13 protein-coding genes are annotated in these 17,737 nt (G+C 62.6%); 11 read left to right on the top strand and 2 right to left on the bottom strand.

Annotated features, from left to right (window positions below):
- Window positions 1–119: 119 nt before the first annotated feature.
- Window positions 120–1,139, bottom strand: coding sequence for a branched-chain amino acid aminotransferase (locus SLW74_RS12810; protein WP_065991476.1), 1,020 nt, complete (start codon window positions 1,137–1,139; stop codon window positions 120–122).
- A 280-nt stretch (window positions 1,140–1,419) separates the two neighbouring features.
- On the opposite strand from SLW74_RS12810, the gene SLW74_RS12805 reads away from it, so the two are divergent.
- Both SLW74_RS12805 and SLW74_RS12800 read left to right on the top strand, forming a co-directional pair.
- Window positions 1,420–2,244: an HDOD domain-containing protein gene (locus SLW74_RS12805; protein ID WP_410929088.1), complete on the top strand. Its 825-nt coding sequence runs from the start codon at window positions 1,420–1,422 to the stop codon at window positions 2,242–2,244.
- Window positions 2,245–2,505: 261 nt separating this feature from the next.
- Window positions 2,506–3,348: an NAD-dependent protein deacetylase gene (locus SLW74_RS12800; RefSeq protein WP_410929087.1), complete on the top strand. Its 843-nt coding sequence runs from the start codon at window positions 2,506–2,508 to the stop codon at window positions 3,346–3,348.
- Window positions 3,349–3,416: 68 nt separating this feature from the next.
- Here SLW74_RS12800 and SLW74_RS12795 read toward each other — a convergent pair whose 3' ends face one another.
- Entirely contained in the window at window positions 3,417–4,532 is a 1,116-nt protein-coding gene (locus tag SLW74_RS12795) for a DUF2817 domain-containing protein (protein ID WP_410929086.1), read from the bottom strand.
- A 1,198-nt stretch (window positions 4,533–5,730) separates the two neighbouring features.
- Between SLW74_RS12795 and SLW74_RS12790 the strand changes: the two genes are divergently transcribed.
- The 9 genes from SLW74_RS12790 to SLW74_RS12750 all read left to right on the top strand — a co-directional run bounded on the left by SLW74_RS12790 (window position 5,731) and on the right by SLW74_RS12750 (window position 17,510).
- Complete coding sequence (locus SLW74_RS12790) at window positions 5,731–6,585, top strand: energy transducer TonB (RefSeq protein WP_065991472.1); 855 nt, start codon at window positions 5,731–5,733, stop codon at window positions 6,583–6,585.
- A gap of 52 nt (window positions 6,586–6,637) precedes the next feature.
- A complete protein-coding gene (locus SLW74_RS12785) occupies window positions 6,638–7,345 on the top strand; it encodes a MotA/TolQ/ExbB proton channel family protein (RefSeq protein WP_141695229.1) in 708 nt (235 codons plus the stop codon).
- Window positions 7,345–7,743 (top strand): ExbD/TolR family protein, encoded by a 399-nt coding sequence (locus tag SLW74_RS12780; protein WP_410929085.1) that lies wholly within the window; start codon window positions 7,345–7,347, stop codon window positions 7,741–7,743. The genes SLW74_RS12785 and SLW74_RS12780 overlap by 1 nt, the downstream gene beginning before the upstream one ends.
- 217 nt (window positions 7,744–7,960) lie before the next feature.
- Entirely contained in the window at window positions 7,961–10,675 is a 2,715-nt protein-coding gene (locus SLW74_RS12775; protein ID WP_410929084.1) for a TonB-dependent receptor, read from the top strand.
- A 59-nt stretch (window positions 10,676–10,734) separates the two neighbouring features.
- The gene (locus tag SLW74_RS12770) at window positions 10,735–12,675 is read left to right on the top strand and encodes an extracellular solute-binding protein (protein ID WP_410929083.1); all 1,941 of its coding nucleotides are present in this window, start codon (window positions 10,735–10,737) and stop codon (window positions 12,673–12,675) included.
- 1 nt (window position 12,676) lies between these two features.
- Window positions 12,677–13,747: a microcin C ABC transporter permease YejB gene (locus SLW74_RS12765; protein ID WP_410929082.1), complete on the top strand. Its 1,071-nt coding sequence runs from the start codon at window positions 12,677–12,679 to the stop codon at window positions 13,745–13,747.
- Window positions 13,747–14,769 carry an ABC transporter permease gene (locus SLW74_RS12760; protein WP_410929081.1) on the top strand — a complete coding sequence of 341 codons (1,023 nt, stop codon included), beginning with the start codon at window positions 13,747–13,749 and terminating at the stop codon, window positions 14,767–14,769. Before SLW74_RS12765 ends, SLW74_RS12760 begins: the two co-directional genes overlap by 1 nt.
- An 8-nt stretch (window positions 14,770–14,777) precedes the next feature.
- Entirely contained in the window at window positions 14,778–16,370 is a 1,593-nt protein-coding gene (locus tag SLW74_RS12755; RefSeq protein ID WP_410929080.1) for an ABC transporter ATP-binding protein, read from the top strand.
- Between the two features lie 84 nt (window positions 16,371–16,454).
- Window positions 16,455–17,510, top strand: coding sequence for a permease (locus SLW74_RS12750; protein ID WP_410929079.1), 1,056 nt, complete (start codon window positions 16,455–16,457; stop codon window positions 17,508–17,510).
- Window positions 17,511–17,737 lie beyond the last annotated feature (227 nt).

The raw sequence follows: 17,737 nt of genomic DNA, 5'->3' as shown, positions 1-17,737 counted from the left end.
GGGGGATCAGTTCAGTGGTTTCATACCCTGACGTCTGCGATGACGTACCTGACCAAATCGAAGGCAAAAAAAAACCACCGCGCAAGGCGGTGGTTTTCGGACGTGCAAGACGCGTCGGATCAGACTTTGACGATCCAGCCCGCCGGGCCTTCGATGTCCCCGGACTGAATGCCGGTCAGCTCTTTGTACAGGCGCTGGGTTACGGGACCAACCTCGGTTTCGCTGTGGAACACGTGCAGTTTGTCTTTGTAGCTGATGCCGCCGATCGGGGTGATCACCGCCGCGGTGCCGCACGCGCCGGCTTCCTTGAACAGGTCGAGCTTGTCGATGAACACCTCGCCCTCGGTGACCTTCAGTCCCAGACGGCTCTGCGCCAGTTCGATCAACGACAGACGAGTGATGCCTGGCAGCACGGACGGCGATTTCGGGGTGATGAACTGGTCGTCGTGGGTGATCCCGAAGAAGTTGGCCGAGCCGACTTCTTCGATCTTGGTGTGGGTCAACGGATCGAGGTAGATGGCGTCGGCGAAGTTGGCTTTCTTGGCCTCGGCGCCGGGCATCATGCTCGCGGCATAGTTACCGCCGACTTTCGCCGCGCCGGTGCCTTGTGGTGCGGCGCGGTCGTAGCTGGAGATGACGAAGTTGTGGGGCTTCATGCCGCCCTTGAAGTACGGGCCCACCGGGATGCAAAACACCGAGAAGATGAACTCGGGCGCAGCGCGCACGCCAATGTTGTCACCGACGCCGATCACGAACGGGCGCAGGTACAACGCGCCGCCGGTGCCGTACGGCGGGATGAAACGCTCGTTGGCGCGGACCACTTGCTTGCACGCTTCGATGAACTGCTCGGTCGGCACATGGGGCATCAACAGGCGGCTGCAACTGCGCTGCATGCGCGCGGCGTTCTGGTCGGGGCGGAAGAGGTTGATCGAGCCGTCTTTGGCGCGATAGGCCTTGAGGCCTTCGAAGCATTGCTGACCGTAATGCAGCGCGGTCGAGCCTTCGCTGATGTGCAGCACGTTGTCTTCGGTCAGGGTGCCTTGGTCCCACTCGCCATCGCGCCAGTGAGCCAGGTAGCGTTTGTCGGTCTTGATGTAGTCGAAGCCGAGCTTGTCCCAGTTAATGCTGTCGTTACCCATGACACCCTCTATGTCCAGGCCAGCGCGGCCGGGAGTGTCCGGCGTCTGGCGTTTCATCGATAAGGCCCGGAGCAGGACGCGACCCGTTCCGGTGTGCCGCCATATTACTGATTTTTCTCCCCGCAAACCGCCTCCGCGGCAGATGAGCTGAAAAAGATCCTGGGCGGCCCGACTCAAGCATCGGGGTTTGTGCCGTCTGTAGCAAAACCGCCGGCCGACCCGTGCAGTTTCGCCAATGTTGCCTATGGTGTGTAAATCGTCCGAGACAGGAGCAGCACCCATGGGTATCGATCAATTGTTCGCCGATTTGAGCAGTCTTCCCAGCATTCCCAAGGTGGCGCAGGACCTGATCAAACAGTTCGACAGCCCGTCGTCGGACCTGGGCAGCATTGCCGGCAACATCGAAAAGGACCCGGTGATCGCGGCGAAGATTCTGCGGCTGGCCAACTCCGCGCGCTTTCGCGGGGCCCGGGAGTCGTCGAGCATCGAGGACGCGGCCATGCGCCTGGGCTTCAACACTCTGCGCACGCTGGTGCTGGCGTCGGCGGTGACCGGCGCGTTCAAGGCAGGCCCGAGTTTTGATCTGAAGGGCTTCTGGCTGAAGAGTTTTCAGGTGGCGGGGATCTGCCGTTTGCTGGCGAAACAGTCCGGCGCCGATGCGGAAATCGCCTTCACCTGCGGGGTCATGCACGACATCGGCGAACTGCTGATCCAGACCGGCGCGCCCGCCGTTGCCGAGCGCATCAACAGCGTGACCAAGACCGGGACGACCGGCCGCGCGGCCATCGAAACGCTGCAGCTGGGCTTTGGCTACCCGGAAGTCGGCGCCGAACTGGCCCGGCGCTGGGGATTGCCGGAGGTCATCCATAACGCCATCGCCTATCAGGCGCGACCCATGCAGGCGCCGGGGAACGCGATCCAGCCCCGGATCGTGGCTCAGGCATTGACCATTTCTGCCGCGCTGGAGAATCACGGCGGCGCCACCGCGCAGGCCAGGCAGGAAGTCGACGGGCCGTTGCTGGACGGGATTGACCTGGATGCCCTGTTCGCCGCCCTGCCGAAGGTGCTGGAGGATGACAAGGCGTTTGCGGAGTTGTTGAGCTAGGTACGGTCAGGGCCGGGTTCGAGATTGATAGTGCTCGCACCGGCCCCTTCCCGGCTGAAGCCTGTCCTACAAATTGACCGCGGCGCCACCGGAGATTTGCAGTGGTCCGACCGACACAACGCGGTCAACCTGTAGGACTGGCTTCAGCCGGGAAGACGTCAGGCGTCACGCTGCAAAATTGAGGGTGCCCACTGGTGGCCCCTTCCCGCACGGAGCCGGTCCTACTAGTATCAGCGCACAGCCGATCATGAGGACCTGTGCATGCCTGATGGACCTGACACCCACGTCGATACCCTGCTGCACTGGATGCACGACCGCTCGTTCGTCGTCCTGACCGGCGCCGGGATCAGCACCTCCTCCGGAATCCCGGATTACCGCGACAGCGAAGGCGTGCGCCGGGGTCGGCAGCCGATGATGTTTCAGGAATTCCTCAATGCACCCGAGGCCCGGCGCCGTTACTGGGCCCGGGCGATGCTCGGCTGGCCCCGCGTCCGCGTCGCGCAACCCAACGCCGCCCACGAAGCGATTGCGCGCTTGCAGCAGCACGACCTCATCAGCGGCGTGATCACTCAGAACGTCGACACCTTGCACGATCAGGCCGGCAGCCATGATGGGGTGGAGTTGCACGGCAGCCTGCATTGGGTGCTGTGCCTGGACTGCCGCCAGCGCACCGAGCGCGACATCATTCAGTTGACCCTCGTTGAACAAAATCCCTACCTGGCCGGCGTCGATGCGGTGCAGGCGCCCGATGGCGATACCCTGCTCGACCCGGCGTTCGAAGAGCGCTTCCAGGTGCCCCACTGCCCCCATTGCGGCGGCGAGCGAATGAAACCTGACGTGGTGTTTTTCGGTGAAAACGTCGCGCCGCCTACTGCAGCCAAGGCCATGCAGCGGGTGGAAGAAGCCCAGGGACTGCTGGTCGTGGGCTCATCGTTGATGGCGTTTTCGGCGTTTCGCCTGTGCCGCGCCGTCAGCGATCAGGGCAAACCGCTGATCGCCATCAACCTGGGCAAAACCCGGGCGGATGATCTGCTGGATCTCAAGATAGAAGCGTCGTGCGAGGTGCTGTTGCCAGCGCTGGCGCAGCGGCTGCTGGTGGGTTAACGGACACTGTTCGCTGCGAGATAGCGCGTTGTCTGGAGGACCGGAGTCCTCCCCCCGCGCTCGATCCATTAGCTGGTTGCACGAATCCCCGGCAACGCCGCCAACGCCCGGTCCCATACCTGCCGCGTCCTGACCCACGACACTTCCTGCCAGTCCGGGTCCACCGGATAGAACTGCTCCAGCAGCCCTTCCTTGATCCGCCGCCCGGTTTCGTCCAGCGGGTCGCCGTGCAGGTGCAGCCAGTGATCGTCACGCAAATGCCCATGCACCGCTGCTCCCGGGTACGTGCCGCATTCAATGACAAACGGCATCAGGTGCACCCCCGGCAACGCGTCGAGGAGCATTTGCGAGGTGTAGCCGGTGGAGGTCGCCGCGACACCGGTGTCGCTGACCCGATGAGCGCCGGTGATCAGGGTGAACAGCCACGGCCCGAACAACGCTTTCGCGTCCTCCAGCGCCGGGTAGGCTGATTCAACGATACTCATCAGCATCGGATGACCGTAAGCACCGGCGCCGGTGTGCAGGTCAAAACAGGTCACCACCTCGGCGTCCTGCAAATACTGCCCGACGATGCTGCGCAGCGTGCGATTGGACCAGCTCGGCTCGCGGCCGCCGAAGAACAGGCCATCGGGGAATGCGTATTGCCCCGCCTCCACCACCGACATCAGCCCTGCCCAACCCCGCGCGTCGATCGCTGCCTGAAACAACGCGTCAGCCTGATCCCGCCGGGGCCCGCGCAACTGATCGCAGGCATAGATGGCGTGGACATCGGCGTAGTCGCGGTTGTCCGGCAGTGGCCGACTGAAGTCGAGGTAGTTGCGGTTCTGATCGAGGTTGTCCTCATTGACCCGGCGCATCCACGCCGTGCCCCAGGGGTTGATCAGGAGAATCATCAGGATCGCCACGCCCTCGGGCAACGAGCGTGGGTCAAAACCCTTGAGCCAGCGGCTCTGGCAATCGGAACCGTAATAGCCCTCGACGCCATGGGTGCCGCTCAACGCCACCAACACCCGCTGCGCACCCGGGTCGCCGAGCCAGGCGACATCCGTGGCCAGCGTCTCGCCAAACGGCCCCGTCAGCGGGTGGACGTATTCGCTCAATCGTGCGCCAGCGGCTGTGGCTGCCGCGATGAAGCGTTCGCGAAGCAGGCGATAACCCGGACGATCAGGAAAAAGGTGGCTCATTGATGCGCTCCTAAGGTAGTGGCACCGGGGGACAGGCGCTTACGAGACAGGCCGAACGCCACGGAAAAGGGACACTGCGTCAAAAATGTTACAACCGGACACGTTTTGGCACACTTCTTTCTAGTGTTTCTCTTGTGGAACGTCAGTACCACGAAACGCTTCGCGTCCAGCCCCGGCTGACGCGAGTCTACGCTGCCAAACGGTGCGCACCCCGCACCCACGGGCAGAAACCGGACATTACCCCGTCCGAAACAGTGCAGGACGCCGACCAGAAGTCTGGCGTCCGTCGATAAGGAATTCGATTCGTGCCAGACACGCGCCCCTCACACCCGACCCGCCCAAACCGCGCCTTGCCTTATCCGCTGCACGCCTTCGTCAGCGAGCCTGCCGTTCGCCCCATCTCCCTTCAGCGCTCCGGCTGAAACCCAGCGCCAGTGCGCTGCAGTGCCTCACCTTTATTTCGTTTCAATGGCTGCCGCTCTTATAGCGATTCAGTAGCCACTTTTTATTGTTCCAATTTCGGGACAGGTGCGCTTGTTCCCATAACGTTTTGAATTACCCGCTCGATTGCTCGCTGTTGATCTGCACACACTAAAAGGCATCACTGATCATTTTTAGTCAGTGCACGACAACGATAACGACTCTCCACCCCCTGACCGATAAGTCACACTTTCAGGAAACACCCAATGATCACTTGAACACTCACGCACCAACTTGCACCTACTTAATCACGTTTGGTGCATTGCACTTCTGATTCAACCGGAACAGGTCAACGCGCAACCACGCGGTGAACCTGAATGAATAGGTTCGCCCCCTGTTCAGGTAACTGTCCCTGCCTCCATAACGTGAACGGAGCCCGATCAAATGAAATTCGCTAAAAAGTTACAGGAATGCGACATCGCCCCGCCCCAGGCCATAAATGCCGCGCTAGAGCCCTGCGCTGGCATAGCGGTTGCAATAGCGATGATCGTTAAGTAGTCATTCTGAAATAAAGACGTACGTCTTCGTACTCAACAAGAAATCAGGGAAACTCAATGTCTTCTCCATAGCCCACGCTGCAACAGCACTTATAAAGGCAGTTCTCTTAAAGACCTGCTTCCCCAGGCCTCGTGCATCCGACAGCACGGACGTCAACTTCAAACACGGCAACTTGTTTGAACGGACCCTTATTGCCCTTCAACAACCCGAGGGAGCTTTAATGAATGACGCGGTAAAAACGAAAGCCATACCTGACCCGGCACCGGACGAACTGTCCATGGCCTGGCCGCGTATTCCTTTCAAGGAAAACACATCGCGCCCGGGTGAACTAAGCCGCACGCACGTGTTGATATTGATTGCCGCCTCGGTCCTTATTCACGGCGCCCTCTGGTGGTATATGCAGACCGCTAAAGCGGACGTCCCGGAAGTTGCGCCGCAAGTGCCCGAGATGACCGTCGAATTGACCAGCCCGACACCGCCAACGCCCCAAACGCCACCTGAGCCACCCCCGCCGCCTCCGCCCGAGCCGCCACCGCCTCCGCCGCCTCCCGAACCGGAGCAACCGGTCGAGGACCCCGACGCGGTCAAGCCGCCGCCGAAACCGGTGGAGAAGCCCGTCGAGAAACCGAAGGTCGAGAAGCCCAAGCCGGTGAAGAAACCCGAACCGGTGAAAAAGCCAACGCCGCCCGCACCGCCAGCACCCGCTGCGCCGAGCCCGCCTGCGCCGGCCGCCCCGTCACCTTCGCCTGCCCCCCCTGCCCCGGCGCCTGCACCGGCGGCACCGGTCAAGGAATCGGCCGCGATTTCCGGGCTCGCCAGCCTGGGCAACCCGCCACCGGAATATCCCGGCGCGGCGCTGCGCAAAGGCATGGAAGGCCGCGTGATCCTGCGCATCAAGGTGCTGCCCAACGGCCGCGCCGGCACGGTGGAGGTGACCAAATCCAGCGGCAAGCAGGTGCTGGACGATGCGGCGGTGGAAACGGTGCGCAACTGGAAATTTATTCCGGCCAAGCGCGGCGACACCCCGATCGAAGGCTTCGCGACGCAAACCATCGACTTCAAGCTGCCCGAATGAACCCGGTCAGCCCATCAACAACAACTCTTTATATAGCGGGTGAGGTGTAACCATGAACGAATCGATCTCTTCGATGATTGTCCCCGGCGTGCTCTGGGCGCTGGTGGTGTTTTCGGTGCTGAGCTGGGGACTGTTGCTGATCAAATCCGCACAGTACGTACGCTTGAAGACCCAAAACAAACAGTTCGCCAAAGCGTTCTGGGCAGCGCCGGATCTGCTCACCGCCGCCGAGCACTCCAGTCAATACCCGGGCTCACTGGCGCGGATCGCCAACAGCGGTTTCGAAGCCATGGCGGTGGACGACACGCCGCGCAACACCCAGCAGCTCGCCCACACCATCAACCGCTCCGACCGGCTGGAGCGCAACCTGCGCCAGCAGATCCAGAAAGAACGCCGGGCCCTGGAAGCCGGCCAGGCCATCCTCGCCAGTATCGGCAGCACGGCGCCGTTCATCGGCCTGTTCGGTACGGTCTGGGGCATCATGGAAGCGCTGCAAAGCATCGGCGCCAGCGGTTCGGCGAGCCTGGAAACCGTGGCCGGCCCCATCGGTCACGCCCTGATTGCCACCGGTGTCGGCATCGCCGTCGCGGTCCCGGCAGTGCTGATCTACAACTTCTTCCTGCGCCGTCTCAAGCTCGCCGTCGCCGACATGGATGACTTCGCCCACGACTTCGACGCCCTCGCCCAGCGCAGCGCCTTCGCCATCAACCGTCAGGCCATCGCCAGCAAGCACAGCCAGACTGTGCGGGAGGCGAGCTGATGTCGTTCTCCACCCAAGACAGCGATGAAGTGCTCAGCGAAATGAACGTCACGCCCCTGGTGGACGTGATGCTCGTGCTGCTGGTGGTGTTCATCGTCACCGCGCCGCTGATGACCAACGCGATCAAGGTCAACCTGCCGAAAACCGACGCAGTCGCCGCCGACAAGAAAGACCCGGTGGTGGTCAGCGTCGATCAGGACGGCAAGTTCTACCTGGCCAAATCCGAAGTCGCGCCGGAATCCCTGGAGCTCAGCCTCAAGGACGTCAAGGCCAAGGACCCGGAGGTGCGCGTGCAATTGCAGGCCGACACCAACGTCAACTACGGCCAGGTGGCCAAGGCGATGGCGTCGATCGAGCGCTCGGGCATCACCAAAATCTCAGTGATGACGTCCAAATGATCGACACATGACCCGCACCTGATCTGCACCTGAAGCAGGCGCCGCACCCCGCCGCGGCCCTGCGCACCCTCCTCCCGATTCACCGCCGTCCGGGTTTTTGCCCCGGAGGGGAGCGGCTTGTTTGAAATAAGGAAATTCCCGACCGCCATCACCGTGTCGGAGCAACGAGGGCTCACAAGGCCATTTCAATAACATCTGGAATAAGTCGGAAACTACCATGCTGATGAGCTTTCCCGGTTTTACCCTCAAGCCCCTTGTTGTTGCCGTACAACGCCACCGCCGTGCGCTGATCTGCGCACTGGCGGTCGGCATGAGCCCGGCCTATGGCGCAGAAAACACCGATGGCGCCAGCGAAGCTGCCGCACCAGGCTCCGCTGCAGCGCCTGCGACCACGCAACTGCAACGGGTAGAGGTAACGGGCTCGGCGATTCGCCGGGTCGATGCCGAAACGGCGGTGCCTATTACCATCCTGCGCGCCGATGATCTCAGGAAACAGGGCGTCACCACGACCGCCGAACTGGTTCAGCGCATCACTGGCAGTCAGTCCATCAACAACAGCGCAGGCTCCGTGGGCTCAGCGACTGGCGGCGCTTCGTTCGCCGATATGCGCGGCATTGGCGCGAACAAAACCCTGGTGCTGCTCAACGGTCGTCGCCTTGCCAACAACGCGCTGTCGGGCACCAACTCGGCAGGTGGAGCGGTCGATCTGAACATGATCCCGTTCGCCGCCATCGAACGCGTGGAAGTGCTGCGTGACGGAGCATCGGCGTTGTACGGCACCGACGCCATTGGTGGCGTGATCAACTTCATCACAAAAAAAGCGCTGACCGACGGCTCGCTTAGTCTCGGTGGCTCGTCCCCTACCGCTGCCGGCGGCGGTGACACCAAAGACATGAGCGCCAGTTGGGGCTACGGCGATCTGGAGGAACAGCGTTTCAATGTCATGGGCGTGTTCAACTACAACACCCAAGGCAACCTCGCTGCCCGTGACCGCTCGTTTGCCAATAGCTACCAACCTGGCCGCGGCCTTGACCAGACCTCGGGGACCTCGTTCCCGGCCAACTACAACCAGGGCGACAATGCCAGCAACCCGTTGCTGGGGAGCAATTGCAGTGGCCCAGGCCAAGTACTGAGCCGTGCCCTTTGCCGCTTCGACACCAAGCAATACATTGATCTGGTGCCGCAGACTGAAAAAACGTCGTTCTTCGGTAAAGCCACTGGCAAGCTGGCCGACGATCATAACGTCAGCCTGGAGTACTTCTGGGCGCGCAACAACAACGCCACCGCCATTGCTCCGGCACCACTGACCGGCCAAAGCCTGGGCCCGTCCTCCCCTTATTACCCTGGGAACGGCATCACACCGCTACCCAGCAATTTCGCGCTCGACCCGACCCAACCTGTAGATCTCAACTGGCGTGAAACCGCTGCAGGCGGCCGCGAATCCAAAGACCAAAACACCAGCCAGCGTATTTTGCTGACCTTTGACGGCTTGGTTGGCGGCTGGGACTACAACGTCGGCGCCTCGTATAACCAGAACAAAATTCTCTCATCCGTTACCAATGGTTACGTCAGCGACAGCGCCATGGTGGCCGGTCTGGCCAACGGCACTATCAACCCGTTCGGCGCCCAGTCCGCAGCGGGCCAGCAGTACATCGACGACGCGGCGTATCACGGCCAGTATTCCTCGGCAGTCGGTCGTGTAATGGCCTTAGACGGTCGAGTCAGCCGTGAAATCGGTGATTGGTTTGGCGCGGGCCCTTCCGGCCTGGCCTTGGGCGGTGAGTACCGCAAAGAGAAATTCCACCAGGACTTCAACCCATTCGTCGATGACATCAGCAGCCTGGGCCTGGACTCAAACGGCAGCGTGACCGGTGACCGTACTGTAAAAGCTGAGTACGCCGAACTGAACGTGCCCGTGCTCGACAGCCTGGAGCTGAGCGCCGCTATTCGTCACGATGCCTACAGTGACTTCGGCAGCACCACCAACCCTAAGTATTCGTTCCGCTACCAGCCGTTCAAGCAGTTAGTGGTTCGCGGTGCGTACAGCGAAGGGTTCCGCGCGCCATCGTTGTATGAGCTTTATGCTCCGCAAAGCATTACCTTCACCCAAGCGTCCTACAACGACCCTCGCCTGTGTACCGGTGGCGTGGTGCAGCCTGGCGGCAACGCCGGTCGCGACTGCGGCCAGCAATTTCTCAGTCAGATCGGCGGCAATCCGGACCTGGCGCCTGAAAAAGCCCGTAATGTCACCTTCGGCTTTGTTTATCAGCCTGTCCGCGATTTGTCGGTGGGTCTGGACTTCTGGTGGGTTCACATCTCAAACCAGATCCAGGCGTTTCCGGAGTCCACAGTGTTCTCTGACTCAGCGGCCTATGCCGACCGTTACGTGCGCAATGCCGACGGCACGCTGGCCAACATCATCGCGACCAACTCCAACCTGGGTAACGTCGATACCAACGGCGTGGACGTCTCGCTGGACTACCGCTTCCCGAACACGCCATACGGCCAGTTCGGCCTCGGCCTGCAAGGCACTTACGTCGACGCTTATGATTTCCAGAGCACGATCAAAGGGCCTTATACCGACAAAGTCGGCGACTTCCAGGGTGATGGCGTGATTGCGCGCTGGAAACACAACCTGACCGCCAGCTGGAACCTGGGCCCGGCCCGTGCCACGCTGACCAACCGCTTCACCACTGGCTACAACGATTACGACCGCGACACGAACGCGCGCGTTGCGTCCTACTCGGTATGGGACGTGGCGACGGGTTACACCTTCGAAAAAGTACTGGACGTCGATGTCGGCATAAGAAACATGTTTGACCGCAACCCTCCATTCACCAACCAGGCTTACAACTTCCAATCCGGCTACGACCCGCGCTACACCGACCCACTGGGCCGCACGCTGTTCGCCCGCGCCACGTACCACTTCTAAGCGCTGACGCCCGACGCGCTGGTGCTCCGGCGCGTCGTGCTGCACCCAAGGATGTCCGCATGTCCGCCACCCCCTTTTCATTGCCGCGCCGCCTACCGGGCGTGGCATGGCTGTACACGGTGCTGTTGTGTGGCTCGCTGCTGCTGGGTATCTCCCAAGTGTCTGCCGCGCCGGTGCATGCGCTGACCGTCTATGGCGAAGCGCCGAAATACGCCGCTGATTTCCAGCACTTCGATTACGTCGACCCTGATGCGCCCAAAGGCGGTTCCATGAGCCGCGCGTCCGAGGAGATCGGCCAGTTCAACTACCTCACGCCCTATGTCGATCAGGGCATTTCCGTGAGCCAGATCGACACGTGGGTGTACGCGCCGCTGGCCTATCGCTCACTGGACGAGCCCTACACGGTGTACGGATTGGTCGCCGAGAAAATGGAGCGCGACCCCGATAACCTCTGGGTGCGTTTCTACCTCAACCCCAAGGCGCGTTTCGATGACGGCACGCCGGTTACCGCCGAAGACGTGCGCTACACCTGGCAGACGCTAATTACCCAGGGCAGCTTCAGCTATCGCCCGCTGTACGCTGACGTCAAGGACGCGGTCATCGAAGCGCCGGGGCAGATCCGTTTCGATTTCAAAACCGGCACCAATCGCACCCTCGCCCTGGACCTCGCCAGCCTGCGCATCCTGCCCGAGCACTGGTGGAAAACCCGCGACTTCACCAAGGGCGGCGGCTTCGAACCGCCACTGGGCAGTGGGCCGTATCGGGTCTCGCGGGTCGACGCCGGGCGCAGTGTCAGCTTCGAGCGGGTCAAGAACTGGTGGGGCAAAGACCTGCCGGTCAGCCGTGGGCTCTACAACTTCGACGCGCTGACGGTGAACTTCTACGGCGATGTCGACGTGGCCCGCCAACTGGTCCAGGCCGGCAACTTCGATTACAACCGCGAGTTCTCCTCGGCTGGCTATGTCGTCGGCTACACCGCGCCGAGCCTGCAGGACGGCCGTCTGCAAAAGACCATTCTGGCTAAACGCCGCCCGGTGGCCGGTCAGGGCTTCGTGTTCAATCTCGACAAGCCGATGTTCCAGGACCGGCGTGTCCGTGAGGCCCTGGCGATGCTCTGGGATTTCGAGTGGGTCAACGGCCAGATCATGCGCAACTTCTATGTGCGCGAACAAACCTACTTCCCGAAGAGCGAGATGGCCGCTACCGAGCTGCCCGACGCCCAGGAGCTGAGCCTTCTGGAGCCCCTGCGCGGGCAGATCCCGGACGAAGTCTTCGATCAGGTCTGGCGCGCACCGAAGACCGACGGCAGCGGCTACATCCGCGACAAGCAGCTCAAGGCCCTCAAGCTGCTGGCCGAGGCCGGCTGGCACGCGAAGAACAACCGGCTGGTGAACGCCGCCGGTCAGCCGCTGGAGTTTTCCTTCCTCGACGGCCAGGGCGGTTTCGAGCGGTTGGTGCTGCCGTACAAGCGGGTGCTGGCGCAGATCGGCATCACCCTGAATTTCCGTCGCGTGGACTCGGCGCAGTACATGAACCGATTGAACGCCCGGGACTACGACATGATCGTGGTGACGCTGCCGAGCAACGGCAATCCGATCCTCTCCCCCGGCCGCGAGCTGTACAACCTGTTCGGCTCGCAAAGCGCGCGGCAGGTCGGCAGTTCCAACGCCATGGTGCTGCGCAATCCGGCGGTCGATCGCCTTATCGATGGTCTGGTGGCGGCCAACAACCGCAACGACATGCAGCACTACGCCCGCGCCCTGGATCGGGTGCTGCTCTGGGGTTTCTACATGATTCCAAACTATTACTCCCAGGGCACGCCAGTGGTGTTCGCCAACCGCTTTGGCCGGCCGGCAATCGAACCGATCTATGACGTCGGTCTGGAAAGCTGGTGGGAAGTCAGCCGCGTGCCGCTGACCGATGCGCAGATGTCCGCACAGCTGGCGACACACAGCAACAGCGCTAATAGCCGTGCCGCACCAACAACGGAGGGCCAGTGACATGCTCGCCTACACCCTGCGTCGACTGCTGCTGATCATTCCCACGCTGCTGTGCATTCTGGTGGTCAACTTCCTCATCGTGCAGGCCGCCCCGGGCGGTCCCGTCGAGCAAGCCATCGCCCGGGTTCAGGGCATGGGCCCGGCGGGCGGCATCGGTGGCGGCGGTGGCGAGGTCGCGGCCACCGGCGGCATCAGCCGGGGCGCCCAAGGCCTGGACCCGGAGGTGGTCGAAGCGATCAAGCACCAATACGGTTTCGACAAACCGCTGCACGAGCGCCTGTGGCTGATGCTCACCCATTACGCGCAGCTGGATTTCGGCAGCAGCTTTTTTCGCGGCGCCACGGTGACCGGGTTGATCCTGCAAAAGCTGCCGGTGACCCTATCCCTCGGGCTCTGGGCGACGCTGATCACGTACCTGATCTCGATCCCGCTGGGCATCCGCAAGGCCGTGCTGCATGGCAGCCGCTTTGATGTCTGGAGCAGCACGCTGATCATCATCGGCTACGCCATCCCGGCATTTCTGTTCGCCATTCTGCTGATCGTGGTGTTTGCCGGCGGCAGCTACTGGAGCTGGTTTCCGGCCCAGGGGCTGTTCTCGGACGACTTCGCCAGCCTCTCGCCGCTGGGCAAGCTGCGCGATTACCTCTGGCATTTGGTGCTGCCGGTCAGTGCGCTGGTCATCGGCGGCTTCGCGACCCTGACCATCCTCACCAAAAACAGCTTCCTCAACGAGATCGGTCGCCAGTACGTGGTCACCGCACGGGCCAAGGGCCTCAGCGAGCAGCGCGTGCTCTACGGCCACGTGTTCCGCAACGCCATGCTGCTGGTGGTGGCGGGCATTCCCCAAGCGCTGATCGAGGTGTTCTTCGCCGGCTCGCTGCTGATCGAAACCATCTTCGGCCTCGATGGCATCGGCCGCATGAGCTACGAAGCGGCGGTGTCCCGGGATTACCCGGTGGTCTTCGGCACGCTGTTTCTGTTCACCCTGTTCGGCCTGTTGATCAAGCTGGTGGGCGACCTGTGCTACACGCTGGTCGACCCGCGCATCGACTTTTCCGCGAGGAGCGCCTGATGTTCGAGTTTTCCCCGCAAAACCGCCGCCGCATCGCCAACTTCAAGGCCAACCGGCGTGGTTGGTGGTCGCTGTGGCTGTTCGTGGCGCTGTTGGTCATCTGCCTGTGCGGCGAACTGATCGCCAACGATAAGCCGTTGATCGTCCGCTATCAGGGCGAGCTGTACTTCCCGGCCGTGCATCAATACCTGGAAACCGACTTCGGCGGCGAACTGCCCTTCGAGCCGGACTACTCCAGCGATTACGTGCGCAAACTGATCGTCGACAAGGGCGGCTGGATGCTCTTCGCGCCGATCCCCTTCAGCTACGACACGGTCAATTACGAACTGCGCGAGCCCTCGCCCAGCCCGCCCAGCGCGCGCAACTGGCTGGGCACCGACGATCAGGCCCGGGACGTCATGGCGCGGGTGTTGTTCGGCACCCGCGTATCGATTCTGTTTGCGTTGGCGCTGACCGCCATCAGCACGGTGATCGGCGTGTTCGCCGGGGCGATTCAGGGCTATTACGGCGGGCTGGCGGATTTGATCGGTCAGCGCTTGCAGGAAGTCTGGTCGGGGCTGCCGGTGCTGTACCTGCTGATCATTCTGTCGGGCTTCGTCGAGCCGGACTTCTGGTGGCTGCTGGGAATCATGTCGCTGTTTTCCTGGCTGGCGCTGGTCGACGTGGTCCGCGCCGAGTTCCTGCGCGGGCGCAATCTGGAATACGTCAAAGCCGCCCGCGCCCTGGGCCTCAGCGACGGCGCGCTGATGTGGCGACACATTCTGCCCAACGCCATGACCAGCACCCTCACCTACTTGCCGTTCATTGTGACCGGCGCCATCGCCACCCTCACCGCGCTGGATTTCCTTGGCTTCGGCATGCCCGCCGAAAGCGCGTCCCTGGGCGAACTCATCGGTCAGGCCAAACGCAACTTGCAGGCGCCGTGGCTGGGCGTCACGGCGTTCTGCGCCCTGGCGCTGATCCTCACGCTACTGGTGTTCATCGGCGAAGCCTGCCGTGACGCCTTTGACCCACGGACTTGAGCGCTGCCATGACTGACCCTCTGATCCAGATCCGCAACCTGCGCGTGGCTTTCAACGGCGCCGAAGTGGTGCACGGCCTCGACCTCGACATCCAGCCCGGCGAGTGCCTGGCGCTGGTCGGTGAGTCCGGTTCGGGCAAATCGGTGACCGCGCACTCGATCCTGCGGCTGCTGCCGGCCAGATCCGTGAGCACCCAGGGCAGCATTCGCTACAAGGGTGTGGACCTGCTGCACGCCAGCGACAAGGTGCTGCGGGGGCTGCGTGGCAACCGCATCGCCATGATCTTTCAGGAGCCGATGACCTCGCTGAACCCGTTGCACACTGTGGAGAAACAGATCGGCGAAATCCTCGCCATGCACAAGGGCCTCAAGGGCAAGGCCGCCCGCGAGCGCACCCTGGAGCTGCTCGGGCTGGTGGGCATTCAGAACCCGCCGCAGCGGCTCAAGGCCCTGCCCCATCAACTGTCCGGCGGCCAGCGCCAGCGGGTGATGATTGCCATGGCGCTGGCCAATGAACCCGAGCTGCTGATCGCCGACGAGCCCACCACGGCGCTGGACGTGACGGTGCAGCTGAAGATTCTCGAACTGCTCAAATCCCTGCAACAACGGCTGGGCATGTCGCTGCTGCTGATCAGCCATGACCTCAATCTGGTCCGGCGCATCGCCCAGCGGGTCTGCGTGATGCGCGCCGGCGAAATCGTCGAGCAGGCGGATTGCCAGACGCTGTTCGCCGCTGCGCAACACCCCTACAGCCGCCTGCTGATCAATGCTGAACCCGACGGCGAACCGGTGCCCGGCGAGCACACCCAGACCCTGCTGTCGGTGGACGCGCTGAAGGTCTGGTTTCCCCTGCCCAAGCCGTTGTTGCGGCGCGAGCGGCAGTACATCAAGGCGGTGGACGGGGTGAGTTTCGAGCTGTTGAAAGGCCAGACCCTGGGCATCGTCGGCGAGTCCGGCTCGGGCAAATCGACCCTGGGCCAGGCGATCCTGCGGCTGATCGATTCCGAAGGCAGCATCCGTTTCGCCAACAAGGAGCTGAGCCTGCGCAGCCAGCAACTGATGCGGCCGTTGCGCAAGCGCATTCAGGTGGTGTTTCAGGACCCTTTCGGCAGCTTGAGTCCGCGCATGACGGTGCAGCAGATCATCGCCGAAGGGCTGCTGACCCACGGCATCGGCACACCGGCCCAACGTGAACAGACGGTGATCCGCGTGCTCGGCGAAGTCGGTCTCGACCCGGAGAGCCGCCACCGTTACCCCCATGAATTCTCCGGCGGTCAACGCCAGCGGGTGGCCATCGCCCGCGCGCTGGTGCTGGAACCGGAGCTGATCTTGCTAGACGAGCCCACTTCCGCGCTGGATCGCACCGTGCAAAAACAGATCATTGCCTTGCTGCGGGATTTGCAGATTCGTCACGGCCTCAGTTATCTGTTCATCAGCCACGACCTGGCGGTGGTTCACGCCCTGGCCCATGAGGTGCTGGTGATCAAGGACGGCAAGGTGGTCGAGCAAGGCCCGGCGCGGGTTATCTTCGGTCATCCGCGCCAGCCCTACACCCAGGAACTGCTGCGCGCCTCCGGGCTGGATTTCGGCGGACGGGCGTGAGCCGACATACCTTGCGACACCTACTATAATGCCCGGCCACGGCGTATCATCCCGCCCCCACGATTTCCTGCTCTGGTGCCTGTCATGACTGCCCTCCCGCTCACCTCCGAACGCCGCGGCTGGTCGTTCTGGTGGAAACCCCTGGCGTTCCTGCTGGTGGCCGCCATCGGCTTGTACTACGTCAAGTGGTCGCCGTATTACCTGAAATCCTTCATCGCCGCCGACACCCACACCATCGGCGGCTCGATCATCAACGACAACCCGGCCACACCATGGGCCGCCGCGCTGGCCTACGCCCAGGTCTATTTTCTGGCCATCTGGAAGGCCGCCGTGCTGGCAGTCATCCTCGGCTCGCTGTTGCAGGTGCTGATTCCCCGGGACTGGCTGCTGAAGATGTTCGGCCGCGCCGGACTCGGCTCGACCATTCGCGGCGGCCTGTTCGCCCTGCCGGGCATGATGTGCAGCTGCTGCGCGGCGCCGGTGGCTGCGGGCATGCGCAAGCAGAACGTGTCGGTGGGCGCGGCGCTGGCCTTCTGGATCGCCAACCCGGTGCTCAACCCGGCCACGCTGGTGTTCATGGGCTTTGTGCTGGGCTGGGGTTTCACGGCGCTGCGACTGGTGGCGGGCCTTGTGCTGGTGATCGGCGTGTCCCTTATTGCACAACGCATTTCCCGCCCGGAAGCCGTGCCGGAGCAGGCGCTGGAGGCCGTGGCCAATGCCGAGCGGCCAGAGGAAGGCAGCCTGCTGGTGCGCTGGGGCAAGACGATTTGGCAGTTGTTCTGGACGACGATTCCGATCTACGTCCTCGCGGTGCTGATCCTCGGCGCCGCGCGGGTCTGGCTGTTCCCTCACGTTGACGGCGCGATGGGCAACAGTCTGTTGTGGCTGGTGCCGCTGGCGATTGTCGGGACATTGTTCGTGATCCCGACGGCGGCCGAAATCCCGATCGTGCAGACGCTGCTGGCGTTGGGTCTGGGCACTGCGCCGGCGGTGGCGTTGCTCATGACCCTGCCGAGCGTGAGCTTGCCGTCGCTGTTGATGCTGCGTAAATCCTTCGACGCCAAGGTGCTGGTGATCGTGGGGGTGCTGACCATGCTGGTCGGGGTAATCAGTGGGCTTGTTGGCGCTTTGCTTTTGTAAGGCTTAGATCAAGATCAAGAGCGCCTGCCTGGGGGCAGACTGTTTCGCCTTCGGCGAGTTACTTTTAAAAAGCACTAAAAGTAACCAAAAGTGCCTGCTCTCGGCTGGGCCCGACTTCGTCGGGTTCCCTCACTCCGACGACGCTCCGTGGGCCCGCGCCGAACGGACATCCATGTCCTGACGGCGCTCTCGCGGCATCCATGCCGCTCGGCCCACTCCGCGTCGTC

The organism is Pseudomonas sp. W5-36, assembly GCF_046540455.1.
Lineage (GTDB): Bacteria > Pseudomonadota > Gammaproteobacteria > Pseudomonadales > Pseudomonadaceae > Aquipseudomonas > Aquipseudomonas graminis_B.
The sequence above is the reverse complement of the archived record's forward strand: the minus strand, read 5'-3'. Positions and strand labels throughout refer to the sequence as shown.

Coding starts and splice junctions, on each gene's coding strand:
- SLW74_RS12810 (WP_065991476.1), bottom strand. CDS start 1,139: ATGGGTAACGACAGCATTAACTGGGACAAGCTCGGCTTCGACTACATC.
- SLW74_RS12805 (WP_410929088.1), top strand. CDS start 1,420: ATGGGTATCGATCAATTGTTCGCCGATTTGAGCAGTCTTCCCAGCATT.
- SLW74_RS12800 (WP_410929087.1), top strand. CDS start 2,506: ATGCCTGATGGACCTGACACCCACGTCGATACCCTGCTGCACTGGATG.
- SLW74_RS12795 (WP_410929086.1), bottom strand. CDS start 4,532: ATGAGCCACCTTTTTCCTGATCGTCCGGGTTATCGCCTGCTTCGCGAA.
- SLW74_RS12790 (WP_065991472.1), top strand. CDS start 5,731: ATGAATGACGCGGTAAAAACGAAAGCCATACCTGACCCGGCACCGGAC.
- SLW74_RS12785 (WP_141695229.1), top strand. CDS start 6,638: ATGAACGAATCGATCTCTTCGATGATTGTCCCCGGCGTGCTCTGGGCG.
- SLW74_RS12780 (WP_410929085.1), top strand. CDS start 7,345: ATGTCGTTCTCCACCCAAGACAGCGATGAAGTGCTCAGCGAAATGAAC.
- SLW74_RS12775 (WP_410929084.1), top strand. CDS start 7,961: ATGCTGATGAGCTTTCCCGGTTTTACCCTCAAGCCCCTTGTTGTTGCC.
- SLW74_RS12770 (WP_410929083.1), top strand. CDS start 10,735: ATGTCCGCCACCCCCTTTTCATTGCCGCGCCGCCTACCGGGCGTGGCA.
- SLW74_RS12765 (WP_410929082.1), top strand. CDS start 12,677: ATGCTCGCCTACACCCTGCGTCGACTGCTGCTGATCATTCCCACGCTG.
- SLW74_RS12760 (WP_410929081.1), top strand. CDS start 13,747: ATGTTCGAGTTTTCCCCGCAAAACCGCCGCCGCATCGCCAACTTCAAG.
- SLW74_RS12755 (WP_410929080.1), top strand. CDS start 14,778: ATGACTGACCCTCTGATCCAGATCCGCAACCTGCGCGTGGCTTTCAAC.
- SLW74_RS12750 (WP_410929079.1), top strand. CDS start 16,455: ATGACTGCCCTCCCGCTCACCTCCGAACGCCGCGGCTGGTCGTTCTGG.